This is a genomic window from Tsuneonella dongtanensis, from assembly GCF_001698205.1.
Lineage (GTDB): Bacteria > Pseudomonadota > Alphaproteobacteria > Sphingomonadales > Sphingomonadaceae > Tsuneonella > Tsuneonella dongtanensis.
The window spans coordinates 1,186,642-1,201,874 of record NZ_CP016591.1; the positions used below are offsets into that span (position 1 = coordinate 1,186,642).

General features: G+C 66.8%; 14 protein-coding genes. 4 read left to right on the forward strand and 10 right to left on the reverse strand.

Annotated features, from left to right (window positions below):
* Positions 1-265: 265 nt before the first annotated feature.
* From A6F68_RS05640 to secB, 4 genes are all read right to left on the reverse strand, one after another.
* Positions 266-982, reverse strand: a complete 717-nt coding sequence (locus A6F68_RS05640; protein ID WP_067677242.1) for a DUF4136 domain-containing protein — start codon at positions 980-982, stop codon at positions 266-268.
* Between the two features lie 149 nt (positions 983-1,131).
* The gene (trpS, locus tag A6F68_RS05645; protein WP_067677244.1) at positions 1,132-2,169 is read right to left on the reverse strand and encodes a tryptophan--tRNA ligase; all 1,038 of its coding nucleotides are present in this window, start codon (positions 2,167-2,169) and stop codon (positions 1,132-1,134) included.
* A 29-nt stretch (positions 2,170-2,198) separates the two neighbouring features.
* The gene (gene murJ / locus A6F68_RS05650) at positions 2,199-3,770 is read right to left on the reverse strand and encodes a murein biosynthesis integral membrane protein MurJ (RefSeq protein ID WP_067677246.1); all 1,572 of its coding nucleotides are present in this window, start codon (positions 3,768-3,770) and stop codon (positions 2,199-2,201) included.
* A 40-nt stretch (positions 3,771-3,810) separates the two neighbouring features.
* Positions 3,811-4,344, reverse strand: a complete 534-nt coding sequence (secB, locus tag A6F68_RS05655; RefSeq protein ID WP_067682139.1) for a protein-export chaperone SecB — start codon at positions 4,342-4,344, stop codon at positions 3,811-3,813.
* A 218-nt stretch (positions 4,345-4,562) separates the two neighbouring features.
* On the opposite strand from secB, the gene A6F68_RS05660 reads away from it, so the two are divergent.
* Genes A6F68_RS05660 through A6F68_RS05670 form a run of 3 tightly spaced genes read left to right on the forward strand, consistent with a single transcriptional unit; the run spans position 4,563 to position 7,013 of the window.
* Entirely contained in the window at positions 4,563-5,213 is a 651-nt protein-coding gene (locus A6F68_RS05660) for a Tim44/TimA family putative adaptor protein (RefSeq protein ID WP_067677248.1), read from the forward strand.
* Positions 5,214-5,235: 22 nt separating this feature from the next.
* Positions 5,236-6,438 carry a murein transglycosylase A gene (gene mltA / locus A6F68_RS05665; RefSeq protein ID WP_067677250.1) on the forward strand — a complete coding sequence of 401 codons (1,203 nt, stop codon included), beginning with the start codon at positions 5,236-5,238 and terminating at the stop codon, positions 6,436-6,438.
* The gene (locus A6F68_RS05670) at positions 6,435-7,013 is read left to right on the forward strand and encodes a Smr/MutS family protein (RefSeq protein ID WP_067677252.1); all 579 of its coding nucleotides are present in this window, start codon (positions 6,435-6,437) and stop codon (positions 7,011-7,013) included. Before mltA ends, A6F68_RS05670 begins: the two co-directional genes overlap by 4 nt.
* Here the strand turns inward: A6F68_RS05670 and A6F68_RS05675 are convergent.
* From A6F68_RS05675 to katG, 5 genes are all read right to left on the reverse strand, one after another.
* Entirely contained in the window at positions 7,010-7,729 is a 720-nt protein-coding gene (locus A6F68_RS05675; RefSeq protein ID WP_157096670.1) for a transglutaminase-like cysteine peptidase, read from the reverse strand. The two genes, A6F68_RS05670 and A6F68_RS05675, sit on opposite strands and share 4 nt — an antisense overlap.
* A 129-nt stretch (positions 7,730-7,858) precedes the next feature.
* Positions 7,859-9,142 carry an MFS transporter gene (locus A6F68_RS05680; RefSeq protein ID WP_067677256.1) on the reverse strand — a complete coding sequence of 428 codons (1,284 nt, stop codon included), beginning with the start codon at positions 9,140-9,142 and terminating at the stop codon, positions 7,859-7,861.
* A gap of 68 nt (positions 9,143-9,210) precedes the next feature.
* Positions 9,211-9,819 (reverse strand): Pr6Pr family membrane protein, encoded by a 609-nt coding sequence (locus A6F68_RS15190; protein WP_067677258.1) that lies wholly within the window; start codon positions 9,817-9,819, stop codon positions 9,211-9,213.
* Between the two features lie 32 nt (positions 9,820-9,851).
* Positions 9,852-11,465 (reverse strand): catalase, encoded by a 1,614-nt coding sequence (locus A6F68_RS05690; RefSeq protein ID WP_067677260.1) that lies wholly within the window; start codon positions 11,463-11,465, stop codon positions 9,852-9,854.
* A gap of 159 nt (positions 11,466-11,624) precedes the next feature.
* On the reverse strand, positions 11,625-13,829 hold the full coding sequence (gene katG / locus A6F68_RS05695; RefSeq protein ID WP_067677262.1) for a catalase/peroxidase HPI: 2,205 nt from the start codon (positions 13,827-13,829) through the stop codon (positions 11,625-11,627).
* Between the two features lie 257 nt (positions 13,830-14,086).
* Between katG and A6F68_RS05700 the strand changes: the two genes are divergently transcribed.
* Positions 14,087-14,599 (forward strand): helix-hairpin-helix domain-containing protein, encoded by a 513-nt coding sequence (locus A6F68_RS05700; RefSeq protein WP_067677264.1) that lies wholly within the window; start codon positions 14,087-14,089, stop codon positions 14,597-14,599.
* Here the strand turns inward: A6F68_RS05700 and A6F68_RS05705 are convergent.
* On the reverse strand, positions 14,596-15,225 hold the full coding sequence (locus A6F68_RS05705; protein WP_084001709.1) for a protein-methionine-sulfoxide reductase heme-binding subunit MsrQ: 630 nt from the start codon (positions 15,223-15,225) through the stop codon (positions 14,596-14,598). The two genes, A6F68_RS05700 and A6F68_RS05705, sit on opposite strands and share 4 nt — an antisense overlap.
* Positions 15,226-15,233 lie beyond the last annotated feature (8 nt).

A 15,233-nucleotide genomic window follows, 5' to 3' on the forward strand; every position in this document is an offset into this window, starting at 1 on the left:
ATGTCGCCGGAAGCTGCGGAGAGGCCGAGTGATCCGGAGCCGCACACCATCATCTATGGAAGTTATGCGGGCGACTCAGCGCCAGCGACTACTGTCGATTCCATGGCCGATCGCCCCGATGTCGAAGCGCGAGCGGCCAGCGAGAATCCCGATCGAGGGCGTGCCGACGACTGACCTCACTCGCTTCGAGAACGATCAATGAAAAGGGCGGGCCGTGGTATCCCACGACCCGCCCGCTCGATGTTTGCCCCCAAACGGGTGTGTGTCAGCGCTTGGAGTTGCGCTGCACCGGCATGTTCTCCGGCGCGACCGAGATCCGCTTGGTCTCGCCCGAGCGACCCGGGAAGTCGGTGAACATCGCTTCGACCAGGTTCGGCACCAAGTACTGGAGCCGGCTGGACGTCGACAGCGCTTCGGCCTTGCCTTCGAACAGGCGTTCGCCGGTGGCGCGGCGGTCGATCTTCATCTCGATCCCGCTGGTGTAGACCGTGTAGACGTCGAGCCCGTTGTCGAAGAACGGATCGTAGAAGCCATAGCTCCACGGGCTGCGGCCGTAAAAACCGCGGCGGTGGTACGACGGACCCCAGTAGCCGAAGCGGCTGTAGCCGATCCGCCCATACCCGTACCACGGATCGTAGAACGGATCGTAGAAACCGGTCCGGCGGACGCGTTCGCGGCCCTTGTCGATCCCGTAGTCGAACCGCACCAAAAGGTCGGCGGCTTCGGGCGAAGCGGCTTGCGTGTAGCCCAGACGGGTAAGGTTGTTCTCGACGTAGTCCGCATACTGCGCGAACTCGAGCCCGCCGGCCAGCGCCGGATCATCGGCAACGACCGCGAAGGTCTGGCCCTGCGGCGCGGGAAGCGCGCTCTGGAAACGCTGGACGTTGGCGTTGAACGGCGTCGCGCAGGCAGCCAGGGCGCCCAATGCGAGCGGCGCGGCGATCAGCTTCAGCGTGCGCGACCAGTTGGTCAGAATGGACATGGTTCGAAACCCTTCGAGTGGTGAGCGAGTCGGCTGCGCGCCCCACCGGTACGTGCGCAAGCTGTCATCGATACGGCAGGGAGTAAAGGATTCGCGGTGAACCGAGTTTGAATGGCCAACTTAGCAATAGTTATGCCAGTTGCGCCCGATCACCGGACCAGACCGAGCGCCCGGTAGGTGGCGTCGAGCGTCGGCAGGCCGATCTCGCGGGCCTGCGCAGCGCCGCGCGCCAGGATCGCATCGAGCGCCTCGTGATCTCCCAGGAGCGCGCGGAAGCGCGCCGAGATCGGGGCCAGCGTCTCGACCAGCAACTCGCCCAGAGCCGGTTTGAACGCGCCGAAACCCTGCCCGCCGAAGCGCGACAGGACCGCATCCGGCGTCTCTCCCGCCAGTGCGGCGTAAATGGTGACGAGGTTGAGCGCCTCGGCGCGTCCCTCGAGCCCGGCCATCTCGGAGGGCAGCGGTTCCGGGTCGGTCTTGGCCTTCTTGACCTTCTGCATGATCAGGTCGGCATCGTCGGCAAGGTTGATCCGCGCCATGTCGCTGGCGTCCGACTTGCTCATCTTGGCGTTGCCGTCGCGCAAGCTCATGATTCGTGCCGCTTCGGGCGGGACGATCGGTTCTGGCAACGTGAAAGTCTCGCCGAAATCGTTGTTGAACTTCTGCGCGATGTCGCGCGCGAGCTCGAGATGCTGCTTCTGGTCCTCGCCCACGGGCACGTGGGTCGCCTGGTAGAGCAGCACGTCGGCCGCCTGCAGCACCGGATAGGTGAACAGCGCGATCGACTGCCCCTCGCGGTTCTTGCCGGCCTTGTCCTTCCACTGCGTCATGCGGTTCAGCCAGCCCATCCGGGCCGTGCCGCCGAGCAGCCATTGCAGTTCGGCATGCGCGGGGACCTGCGCCTGGTTGAACAGGACCGAACGCGCCGGGTCGATTCCGCAAGCGACGAGCGCCGCGGCCATCTCGAGCGTGCCGCGCTTCAGCTCGGCCGGATCGTGCGGCATCGAGATCGCGTGCAGGTCGGCAAGGAAGAACAGGCACTGGCCGCGTTCCTGCGCGCTACCGCCTCCGGCTACTTGAGCACCGCCGGACAGGCTGTCCTGCATCCGCACCCAGTTGCGGATCGCACCGAGGTAGTTGCCGAGGTGGAGGTTACCGGTGGGCTGGATGCCCGAGACGACGCGCATGGACTTGTCCTGGGAATTGAAAACGGGGGTCAGGCCTGGCGGCGCCTTAGGCGCTGGATCGTCTGCTTGTCGAGGACCCCCAGGGCGGCCGCCGAGAGCGCGAAGCTTGCCAGGCCTGCTGCGATCACGGCCCCGATGGCCACCATGCGTTCGATCGTGCTGCCGCTGAACCAGGAGTCGAGTGGGCCCATCAGCATCCAGAGCGCCATGCCCATGATGGCCGAAGCTATGCCGATGCGGACGATGCGGCCGACGATCCTGCCGGGCAGACGAAAGAACCCACGCTTGGCCAATACCGCCATCAACAGCGCCACGTTGCACCACGCGCCGATCGAACCCGCGACCGCAAGACCCAGCACGCCGAGGCTGGGAACGAGCAGGAAATTGCCGGCAACCGTGACGACGAGGCTCGCGGCCGCGGTCAGGACCGGGGTGCGCGTGTCTTTGCGGGCGAAGAAATTGGGGGTCAGCACCTTGACCAGCACATATGCGGGAAGGCCCAGCACGAGCCCCCCGACGACCGTTCCGGTGATCAGCGCGTCCTCGAGCGTGAAGGCGCCGCCGACGAAGAACACCCGGGTGAAAGCGCTGCCGGTGATCCACAACGCGACTGCGGCGGGAATCGTCAGCAGCATGGCCAGCTCGATCGCATTCGACTGCAGCCGCGCCGCTTCGTCCGCCTCCTCGCGCGAAAGGAAGCGCGACAGTGCGGGCAGGATCGCCGTGCCCAGCGCGATGCCGATGATACCCAGCGGCAACTGGTTCCAGCGGTCGGCCATCGCCAGGTAGGTGTAGCTGCCGTCAGGCAGGGTCGAGAGGAAGAACAGGTCGATGAAGCGGGCGATCTGGTACACCCCGGCGCCAAACACGGCCGGAACAACCAGAATGCCGAGTTCCTTCACCCCGGCGGTGATCTTGGGCACCTTGAGCGACAGCCGGAAGCCCGCGCGGCGCATCCAGAAAACAAGCCAAAGGAGTTGCAGTAGCCCTGAGGCGGAGACCGCGACCGCAAGCCAGAATCCGGTCGCGTAGCGGGTCGTTTCGCTGTCGGGCTGGATCGCCCCCCAGGTCAGCGCCGCAAGCAGGCACATGTTGAGGAGGATCGGCGCCGCGGCCGCCGCGGCAAAGCGCGACAGCGAGTTAAGCACCGCCGCGCACAGCGTCGCGAGGCTCATGAACAGGAGGTAGGGAAAGGTGATCCGCGCCATCAGGACCGCGTGGTCGAACAGCGCGGGATCGGCATCCATCCCTTCGTTGGCGAACAGCCCGGCGATCCACGGCATTAAGATCAGCGCAACAGCACCGAAGACGATCAGCACGGGGACCAGGAACGCGAGCACGTCTTCCGCAAAGCGCCGCGCCTCGCTCAGCTCGCCTTCTTCCTTCATCCGCCGGTTGAACAGCGGCACGAACGCGCTGGCAAAGGCGCCCTCGGCAAACAGGCGGCGGAAGATGTTGGGCAACTGGAAGGCAAGTTGCCACGCGTCGGCGACCCCGCCCGCGCCGAGCACGCGGGCGAGCATCATGTCTCGGACGAAGCCGAAAACGCGGCTGATCGCTGTGAGCCCGCCGATCGTGCCGACGTTCTTGACCAGGCTCATCGCCTAAGCCTCCTGTGCCCGATGGCTACCGGAGGTGTCGTCAGGCCTCGCCAGCCGGCGCCTGGCCCATCGCCGCAGCCTCTTCGTCGGCGCGCCGCTGGAGCTGCTGGAGGTAGAGCCCGTTGAAGTCGATCGGGTCGATCATCATCGGCTGGAAGCCGAGGTCGCGGGTCGCGTCGGCGATCACCCGGCGGGCGAAGGGGAACAGGATCCGCGGTGCTTCGGCATAGAGGAACGCGTGGGCGTGTTCCTCGGGCAGGTTGCGCATGCCGATGAGGCCGCAATAGGCCAGCTCGACGAGGTAGAGGTCGCCTTCGTCCGCCTTGGCGGTGAGCTTGATCTTGAGTTCGACCTCGCTCACTTCCTCGCTCACCGGCTCGGCGGCGATGTTGAACTGCACGTCGATGTTGGGCGCGCTCTGCCACTGGAAGCAGGCGGGCGCGTTCGGGTTCTCGACCGACAGATCCTTGACGTATTGCGAGATAATTCCCGCAACCGGCTGGTTGTCGGCGCCGTTGCCGGTCGCTGCGGGGTCCATGTTGAGGTCGGTGAGAACGTCGCCTTCGTCGGCCATGATCGGGGTGTATCCTGCTGGTTGGCGCTGCCGCATCGGCTCGCGCGGAATCGTCGGCGCGCCTAGCACCGTGTTCCGCCCGCCGCAACGCCGCACCCGATTGCCCGTTTCGCGCGTTGTTCGTTTGTATTTCGTCCCTATCTAGGGCACGGTTAAACGGCTGGCGGGCGACGGGTGTGGTGTCGACTGCCCAGCCAAAGCGGAAACGGACTGAAACGGTGATTATCCAGATCGTCATCCTCGCCATGATTGCGGCGTTCCTTGGCCTGCGCCTCTACTCGGTGCTCGGGCGTCGCGCGGAGCATGAGGAGCAGCCTGATCCGAGCCGGTTCGAGGCACCTGATTCCGCGACCGGCGTCGTGCCCCAATTACGCAACGCGCAGCCGGCGCGCCCCGCCGCGCTCGAAGGTGCGGTTCCCGCAGTGGAACGCGGCGTGCGCGACATCGCGGCGGCGGACAAGCGTTTCGACGTGTCGGGCTTCGTCGACGGGGCCAAGGCGGCTTATGCCATGGTGCTCGAGGCTTTCTGGAGCGGCGACCGCGAGACGCTCAGGGAACTGTGCGACAACGACGTCTACGCCGGCTTCGATGCCGCGATCGCGGCGCGCGAAGCCGCGGGCGAAACGCTTGAGAATCGCCTCGTCCGGATCGAGGATGCGACGATCGACATGGCCGAACTCGTCGGCCGCACCGCGCGCGTCCGCATGCGCTTCGTCGCCGACATCGCTGCTGTCACCCGCGACAAGGACGGCAACGTGGTCGCCGGCTCGCTCGACGATGCGGTCGAGGCGCGCGACCTGTGGACGTTCAAGCGCGATGTGACCGAAGCCGATCCCCACTGGTTGCTCGACGAGACCGACGAAGCCTGATCGACCGGGCGGGGGAGTGGGCATGCGTTCGAGGGTCGCGATAACGATTGCATTGGCGACGGTCCTGCTTGGCGGATGTCGGCTGGTGCCCGAAACCGCTACCCCGATCACTCCGACCCCGCCCGCCCCGGTCTTCGCCAATGCGGCGGCCGCAGGGTTGGTGGCGGGCCCCGCCATTTCCTCGCTGGGAATTCGCGGTGCCGATGCCGCCGGCGCGCTCGCGAGCTTTCGCGAGTCGTGCCCCAAGCTGCTGTCGCGCGACGATGCCAGCGGCCTCACCTCGGGATCGCAATGGGAGCCCGCCTGCACCGCCGCGCGCGCCTGGGGGCAAGGCGACGCCCTGGCCTTCTTCGACCGCTACTTCGAGACCGCCCGCGTCGGTGATGGCAGTGCATTCGCCACCGGATACTACGAGCCGGAAATCGCCGGCAGCCGTACCCGCCGCCCAGGCTACGACGTTCCGGTCTATGCCCTGCCGCCCGAACTGGAGCGCGGATGGTGGGACGAGACGCCGGAAAGCGAGCGCACCGGACGCCAGCAACTCGGTCGCCGCGATGCGTCGGGCAGGTTCGTCCCCTATTACGAGCGCGCCGAGATCGTCGCTGGGGCGCTGGCCAACCGCGGGCTCGAGATCGCCTGGGCCGCAGACCCGGTCGAGTTCTTCTTCCTCCAGATCCAGGGTTCGGGCCGGTTGAAGGACCCCGAAGGCCGGGTGATCCGCATCGGCTATGCCGGGCAGAACGGGCGCGAATACACCGGCATCGGCAGGGTGATGCGCGAACGCGGCCTGATCGGCGGCGATACCGGCTATGCCACCTCGATGCAGGGGCTGATGAGCTACATCCGCGACCATCCCGACGAAGGTCGCGCGATCATGAACGAAAACAAGAGCTGGATCTTCTTCAAGGAGCTGACCGGCGACGGGCCGCTCGGGGCGCTCAATGTGCCGGTCCGCCGCGAAAGCTCGGTCGCCGCCGATCCCGCATTCGTGCCGCTGGGCGCGCCGGTCTGGCTCGACATGGACCGGCCCGAGGCCGACGGCATGTGGATCGCGCAGGACACCGGCGGCGCGATCAAGGGTGCCAACCGCTTCGACACTTTCTGGGGCGCGGGCGACGATGCGCGGCTGATCGCTGGCGGGATGAGTGCACGCGGAAAGGCGCTGCTGTTCCTTCCCAAGGGCACCGTCGCGCGCTTCGGATCGCCGACCACCGCGGGCAAGTGAAACCGCCGCGCGGGCTGACCGCCGACGAGGCGGAGGCCTGGGCAAGGGTCGCGGCGACGGTAGCACCGATCGAGCGGGGACGTGCCGCACCGAAAGCCGTCGCGAAACCTCTGCCATCTGCTGGCGGCAGCGCCCCGGAAAGCGGAGCGCCGACGCGTACGAAAACCCCTCAGACCGTGGGCACGGCGCCGCGCGCAGCCACCCGCGGCGATCGGGCCGCTAGCCCCGATCCCGGGCTCGATTCGCACTGGGACCGCAAGTTTCGCGCAGGCGCCATCGAGCCCGATTTCACGCTGGACCTCCACGGCCACACGCTGGACAGCGCCCACGCCCGCTTGATGGACGGGTTGGCGCAGGCCCGCGCGATGGGCGCGCGCGTCGTGCTGCTGATCGCGGGCAAGCCGCGCCCCGCGGCTGCCGCCGACCGGGCCGGACAGCGCGGAGCGATCCGGGCAAAGGTCCTCGACTGGCTCGCCGCGTCGAGCCACGCCCCGGCGATCGCCGCGATCCGCAAGGCGCACATCCGCCACGGCGGCGAAGGTGCGCTCTACGTCGTTCTCAGACGGACACGCTAGCGCGCCGCTGCGCGGTGGCCATAGGTCCAGGCGTATTGTCCCGAGAAGCTGATCACCGGCGTGTAGTCGGCGATGGCACTTGCCGGGAGGATCTTGTCGGTACGGTTGTCGAGAACGAACAGTTGCCCGTTGCGGCTGACGGCCAGGACAGCGTGATCGGTCGCCGCGCGGTCGCGCAGCAGGACGAGATACATGTCGTCGCCCGGCACGCCGAGCGCGAGCAGCAGGCCCATCTTGGCGAGCGCGAAGTCCTCGCAATCGCCGTACCCGCGGATGAGCGTTTCCGCGGCGGGCGACCACTCGTCGCGCCCGGCGTCGTCACGGAAACGGACGTGCCAGTTGACCCACTGGTTGACCATGCTGATGGGGTCCGCGGCGGGCAGTCGCCGCACTTCCGACATCAGCTCGTCCCACGGTCCGGAGCGATCGGTGATCACGCCGGCACGCGCAGCGTCCCATTTGGATGCGACCGCGTTGCCGCCGATCGGCATCGCGACCATCCGGAACAGGCTAGGTGCCGGAGGACGCGGCGGGGGCGGCGGTGGAGGAGGCTCGCAAGCCGCGAGAGTATCGGGTTCGGGCGGCAGGGTGAACACGGCGCCCGTGGTCGGCATGACGAACGGTTCCGGCTTGGCATCGCAGGCCGGAGTCGGCGCGGCTGCGGTTTCCTGCGCCGCGACAGGCATCGGCGCCGCGACAAGGGCGAACGCCGCCACTATCTTCCACTCTGACCCCACGCGCCGTTACGCCCCGCTCCCGATGGTCGGCGAACCATGCGGCCCGCGTGGGGAAGGGGCAAGCCGGGGGGCGACGCTTCGACTCGTTTCGCGCACCGCGCGCCGCACTCACGCGGCCGAAAGCGTTACCGGGGCAGTGCGGCGCGGGTGGCTTTCACGCATCAGCGCCATCGCGACCAGCCCGATCCCGGTGGCCGCCAGCAGGTACCAGGCCGGCGCCATCGGATCGCCGGTCGCATCGGTCAGCCATGCGATGATGAACTGGGTCGAGCCCCCGAAGACCGAGATCGCGACGGCATAGACCAGCGACAGCGCGCCCGCGCGCACACGCAGCGGCAGGCCTTCGGTCAGCGCGATGAACCCGGCCGTCATGCCCATGGTGAGGATGAAGCGCAGCCAGAAGGCGACCGCGTAGAGAACGGCCTCCGAAGGGTTCGCGTTGAGCCACCAGAACGATGGCAGGATCAGCACGAACGACAGCCCCATCGGCACCAGCATCACCGGCCGGCGCGCGATCCGGTCGGCCGCGACGCCTCCGGCCACGGCGCCGAGCATGTAGGCGAGGCCGCCCGCCACGGTCGCGCCGAGCGAGATGTCGGGCGGTAGCCCCAGGACCGACTGCGCATAGGTCGTCAGGTAGGTCATCACGTAGGTACCGATCGTGCCGGCGAGAAGGATGAAGAATCCGAGCACGATGACACGGGCATAGGGCGCGGAGCTGGCGGGTTCTTCGGATGAAGGCTCAGGCAGGGTCTCGACCAGCGAGCGCCGCAGGACCAAGCCGACCGGCACGATCAGCGCCCCGAGGGCAAGGGCGATGCGCCAGCCATACTCGGTCAGCCCGGCATCGCCGAACGCCTTGGCCACCGCCACGCCGACGATGCCCGAAGCCAGGATCGCCGCGCCCTGGCTGATGAACTGGAGCGAGATGTAGCGCCCGCGCTTTTCGATCGGCGCGCACTCGGCAAGGAACGCGGTGCTCGGGCCCACTTCGCCGCCCAGGGCAAACCCCTGGACCAGCCGGCCGATGATCACCAGCACCGGCGCAGCGATGCCGATCGCGGCGTAGGACGGGATCAGCGCGAGCGCGAGGCTCGAGACGCCGATCAGGCCGAACGACAGGAGCATGGCCGGCTTGCGTCCGACGCGGTCCCCGTATCGCCCGATGGCCCAGGCGCCGAGCGGCCGCGTGAGGAAACCTGCGCCGAAGGTCGCCAGCGCGGCGAGCAGGCTGTTGACGGGGTTGGTCGAGGGAAAAAACGTCTCGCCGATCTGGATGGCGAAGAAGCTGAAGATCATGAAATCGTAGAATTCGAGCGCGTTGCCCAGTGCCACCGAGCCGAGCTGCGCGCGCGTGACCTGCGGGCGCACTTCGCTGCGTGCTTCTTCCATCAGTCCAATCCCCCCGGCGCAGGATGTTCCACGCAGGGTGCGCGGAGTCGAGCCGAAATGTCGGGAGCTTACCTGCGTCGGGGGAGGAGGCCCTGGATGCCGCGCAGGATCGCGCCCATGACGAGGAAGAAGCCGGCCAACGCGACAAGCCAGCCGCCCAGCGCGGCCCAGCCGAGCTTCGGCTGATCGAGAAAGAAGTAGGGGTAGAAATCGGTCGCCGCCCCGACGATCAGCGCGAACGGAGTATAGATCACCGGTGCGATCGTCACGGCGGGAAGGCCGCGCCAGGCGGCGGCTGGTGCATAGGCTAGCCACCATCCGATGGCGGCGGCGGGCAAGACGGTATGGAACATGAGGTTGGTCCACCAGTCGAGCCCGATGGGGTGATGCGTCGCCGAAAGCAGCGCATGATAGACCAGTGCCACGACCGCATAGGCGGTCGCCAGCGACAGGAGCGTCCGCGCGGAAAAGCCGCGGCCGCTCGCCAGCCAGGCGAACATCAGCGCGCCGCCGAGGTTGGTCCAGATCGTGAAGAAGCGCAGCAGCTTGGCGAATGCGACCAGCGGCGAACCTTCGACCTCAAGGTTGATGGTCGTCTGCAGCGCGACGGTCGCAAGGCCGGCGGCGGCTATCGCGGCGGCGAGGATACGCGAAAAGGGCGGCGATGGTTGGTCCATCCCCGCCCTTTATCGAGATTGTCCGGACGTGCCTACTTGGCGGGCATCGGTTCGCGCAGGTCTTCGCTGGCGTTCTTCTGTCCCTCGCCCTTCGCGATCGAGGCGGTTTCGGGCACGCCCAGGTAGCCCGGGATGCTTTCGGCGCTCGCCATGCCCGGTGCTTCGGACTTGCCGCCTATGAGGTCACGGGTGGCCTTCTCGATGCGATCCCCGATCTCCTTGTCGACATTGCGCCAGTAATCGAACGCGCGGACGAGGATCGGCTCGCTCACCCCGTTCGACAGGTGCCCGGCGACGTTGCCGACGAACCGCTCGCGCTGCTCGTCATCCATCACTTCGCGCACCAGCGCGCCCGGCTGGCTCCAGTCGTCGTCGTCGGGCCGCAGGGTGTAGGCTTGGCGCACCATGTCGCCGTCGGCCATCCAGGTCGCCTCGCCGCCTACCTGCGGCTGGGCGCCGGGTCCGCCATAGCTGTTGGGCGCATAGACGGGATCGACAGCGTTGACGGTGCGGCCCTGACCGGCGCGCGAATAACTGTGGACCTCTGCGTTCTTCGCCTGGTTCACCGGGATCTGCTTGTAATTCACGCCCAGCCGCGCGCGGTGGGCGTCGGCATACGAGAACCCGCGGGCGAGCAGCATCTTGTCCGGGCTTAGGCCGATCCCGGGGACCATGTTGTTCGGCTCGAAAGCCAGCTGCTCGATCTGCGTGTCCCAATCGATCGGGTTGGTCGTGAGCGTGAGCTTGCCGACCTCGATCAGGGGATAGTCGCCGTGCGGCCATACCTTGGTCAGGTCGAACGGGTTGATGCGATAGGTCTTGGCATCCTCGAAGGGCATGACCTGGAACTTGAGCGTCCAGCTCGGATATTCGCCCTTCGCGATATGCTCGAACAGGTCGCGGCGGTGATAGTCGCCGTCGATCCCGGCCATGCGGTCGGCCTCGTCCTGGGTCAGGTGGGCGTTGCCGCTTTCGGTGCCCTGATCGGTCATGAAGTGCCACTTGACCCAGAACTTCTCGCCCGCCTCGTTGACGAGCATGTACGTGTGGCTGCCGTAGCCGTTCATCTCGCGCCAGTTCTTGGGAATGCCTCGGTCGCCCATCAGGTAGGTGACCTGGTGCGCGCTTTCCGGGCTCAGCGTCCAGAAATCCCACTGCATGTCGTGGTCGCGCAGGCCGTTGTCCGCACGGCGCTTCTGGCTGCGGATGAAGTGCTGGAATTTCAGCGGATCGCGGATGAAGAAGATCGGCGTGTTGTTGCCGACCATGTCGAAATTGCCGTCCTCGGTGTAGAATTTCACCGAGAAGCCGCGCGGGTCGCGCCACGTGTCCGGGCTGCCGCGCTCGCCCGCGACGGTGCTGAAACGCATCGCGGTCTCGGTCTTCGCGCCCGGCTGGAGGAACTTGGCCTTGGTGTACTGCGAGACGTCGTTCGTCACTTCGAAATGGCCGAACGCGCCCGAGCCCTTGGCGTGCGGCTGGCGCTCGGGGATCCGCTCGCGGTTGAAGTTCGCCATCTGCTCGATCAGGTAGTGGTCGTTGAGCACGATGGGGCCATCGCGGCCGATGGTGAGCGAATGCTCGTCCGACTGTACGGGGATGCCGGCATCGGTGGTGGTGACGGGGATTCGGGGTGTGTCGGCCATGGGTGCGATCCTTGCAAAGAGCTGACTCCTGCTACGGTCGGCGCGCGTGTTCCGTTCCTGCGATTAAAAACGCGATGCTGATCGGGATGGTCGATCAACGAAAAGACCCCCGGCAGCGGACTGCCGGGGGCCTCTTTGCAACCCGAAGGTCGATGGTTGTTACTTGTGGTACTTGGCCCAGGTCAGGTCGAACCGGTCGGCGTCCATCACCTTGGTCCATGCCTTCACGAAGTCCGTCATGAACTTCTCCTCGTTGCCGTTCTCGGCATAGACCTCGCCGATCGCGCGCAGTTCGGAGTTGGAGCCGAAGATCAGGTCGGCCCGGGTCGCACGCCAGGTCTCGCCGCCGGACTTGCGGTCCTTGGCGATGTATTCCTCGCCGTTTGAACCCTCGCTCTCGCTCCACACATTGGTCATGTCGTAGAGGTTGACGAAGAAGTCATTGGTGAGCTGGCCCGACCGCTTGGTGAAGTGGCCATGACCGCGCTCGCCGTGGTTGGCGCCGAGCACACGAAGGCCGCCGATCAACACCACCATCTCGGGCACCGAGAGGCCGAGCAGCGACGCGCGGTCGAGCATCATTTCCTCGGTCTTCACGGCCAGCTTCTTCTTGCCGACGTAGTTGCGGAACGCGTCGGCCTCGGGCTCCATCCAGTCGAAGCTTTCGACGTCGGTCTGTTCCTGCGTCGCGTCGCCTCGGCCGCCGGTGAACGGCACGTTCTTCGCGCCGGCCTTCTCGAGCGCCACGACGCCGCCGAGCACGATCGCGTCGGCCAGGCTCATCTCGCCGCGCAGCCCGTTGAGCGTGTCGATCACCTTGGCGAGCATTGCCGGCTCGTTGACTTCCCAGTTCTTCTGGGGCTCGAGCGCCACGCGCGCGCCGTTGGCGCCGCCGCGATGATCGGACTTGCGATAGGTCGAGGCCGAAGCCCACGCGGTCTTGATCAGCTGGCTGACCGTCAGGTCGCTGTCGGCGATCTTCTTCTTCACCTCGGCGACGAGGGCATCCGAAGGCATCTTGCCGGCCGGGATCGGGTCCTGCCAGATCAGGTCCTCGGACGGGACTTCGGGGCCGAGGTAGCGGACCTTGGGGCCCATGTCGCGGTGGGTCAGCTTGAACCACGCCCGCGCGAAGGCGTCCTTGAACGCTTCGTGGTCGGTGCGGAACTTCTCGCTGATCTTGCGGAAGCCCGGATCGCGCTTCAGCGCCATGTCGGCGGTGGTCATCATGGTCGGCACCTTGATCGACGGATCCCAGGCCGCCGGCGCCATGTCTTCTTCCTTCTGGTCGATCGGCTGCCACTGGTTGGCGCCAGCGGGCGACTTCACCAGTTCGTAGTCGTAGTCGAGCAGGAGGCGGAAGTAGTTCTCGCTCCACTTGTCCGGGGTGTTGGTCCAGGCGCCTTCGATGCCGCTGGTGACGGTGTGCTCGCCGATGCCGCCGTGCTCCTCGCCCGAGACCCAGCCGAAGCCCTGCGCGACGAGATCGCCGCCTGCCGGGGCGTGACCGAGCGTCGAGGGATCGCCGTTGCCGTGCGCCTTGCCAAACGTGTGGCCGCCGGCGGTGAGCGCGACGATCTCCTCGTCGTTCATCGCCATGCGCTTGAACGTCTCGCGCATGTCGCGGGCCATGCCCGCATCGTCGTGCGGATTGCCGCCCGGGCCTTCGGGATTGACGTAGATGAGGCCCATCTGGATCGCCGCGAGCGGTCCTTCGAGCACCTCCATGCCGTGCTCGGGGCTGATGCGGGTCTGGACGCCCTCGTTCACCCACTTGTCTTCCGAGCCCCAGAAGATGTCGCGCTCGGGCTCGTAGACGTCGGCGCGGCCGCCGCCGAAGCCGAACACGGGTCCGCCCATGCTCTCGATCGCGACGTTGCCGGCAAGGATGAACAGGTCGGCCCAGCTAATCTGCTTGCCGTACTTCTGCTTGATCGGCCACAGCAGGCGGCGGGCCTTGTCGAGGTTGCCGTTGTCGGGCCAGCTGTCGAGCGGAGCAAAGCGCTGCTGGCCGCTGTTGGCGCCGCCGCGACCGTCGGCGGTGCGGTAGGTACCGGCCGCGTGCCAGGCCATGCGGATGAAGAACGGACCGTAGTGGCCATAGTCCGCCGGCCACCACGGCTGGCTGTCGGTCATCAGCGCGGTCAGGTCGGCCTTCAATGCGTTGTAGTCGAGCGTGTTGAACGCCTCGGCGTAGTCGTAGTCGTCGCCGTAGGGATTGGTCGGCCCGTTGGGGTTGAGGATCTCGGTAGCGAGCATTTCCGGCCACCAGTCCTTGTTGGTCCGGCCGAGCAGCGCGCGCACGCCGCCATCGCCATGCCCCATCGGGCAACCGCCTTCGATCGATCCTGTCTTGGCGTCCATTTCGCTCTCCTGCGTATCGGTTGAGTGGGCGCGACTCGTGCCGCGCGAAATTGCTGCCGCAAACCTAGCAATCGGCGCCCCGACGGGGAAACGCGATGACTCGATAAGGTTGAGCGAATAAATCAATCAAACGCGATTGAACGCCTGGATCGATTACCGGCCTGAAGCGTATCAGTTCGTCGCAGAGGTGATGAAAGGCCTTCGCATGGCGATGCTTTCTGCTAATGCGACCCTTTAGCAACAAGGAAAGACCTTTCATGCGCAAGATCGTTATGGCCTCCGTCCTGGCTGGTTCTGTCGCCGTCCTCGCCGCCTGTTCGGGCGGTGCCGACGAAGCCACCGTCGAGGGCGAAACTGCCGCTCCGGCCGCCACCGAGACCGTCGCTGCCGCCCCGGTTGCGCCGACGATCGTCGATGCCAACACCGCGACCGAGCAGCAGCTTGCCGGCATCGCCGGTGTCACTCCCGAGATCGCCAAGGCGATCGTCGACGGTCGCCCCTACGCCGACGTCGTCGCGTTCGATGCGGCGCTCAAGAAGGTCATGGCGCCCGAAGCGGCGACGAGCCTGCTGCGCCAGCTCTTCGTGCCGGTGAACCTCAACACCGCGAGCGAGGACGCGATCAAGCTGATCCCGGGCATGACCGACAAGATGGTCGGTGAGTTCCTCGAATATCGCCCCTACGCCGACATGGCCGAATTCGACCGCGAGATCGGCAAGTACGTCGACGAGGCCGAAGTCGCGCGCCTGCGCAGCTACACTACGCTCTAAATAGGCCTCTGACGATACTGCAGCGCGATCCTGGCCCCTTCGATGGCGGCCAGGATCGCGATGTGCGCATAGGCGACGAACGGATCGAATGCCGTCAGCGCCCAGTGCACGAACACCAGCACCGCCGCCGGATAGACCAGGCGGTGGAGCCGCTTCCAGGCCCGCTTTAGCCTGCGGACCGACACGTCGTTCGACGTGACCGCCAGCGGCACGAACAGCGCCAGCGCCAGCCAGCCGGTGAGCAAATCGGCGCCGCCCGCTTCCTCCACGACCTTGGCGAGCGAAGCCTTGTCGGCAAGGTAGATCACGGTGTGCCCCGCGGCATAGGCGAAGCTCGCCACCCCGAGGTCGCGCCGCCTGAGCAGCAGCCAGCGCGTGAACGGGTTCGTTCCGATCGCCAGCCGCAGCGGCGTCACCGCCAGCGTGCCGAGGAGCAGCCACGCGGCCCAGTCCCCGCTGTCCTTGACCGCATGGCCGAAGCCGTAGGCATCGGGCGTCATCGTCCAGCGCCAGCCGATCCACAGGCCCGGCAGGGCCAGGATCAGCCAAAGGAGCGGTCTCGCGCTTGGTCCGCGCTTCGTCACCGGACCAGGCCGGATCTCGGAACCCTGACTTGAACTGCCCATTACACGCT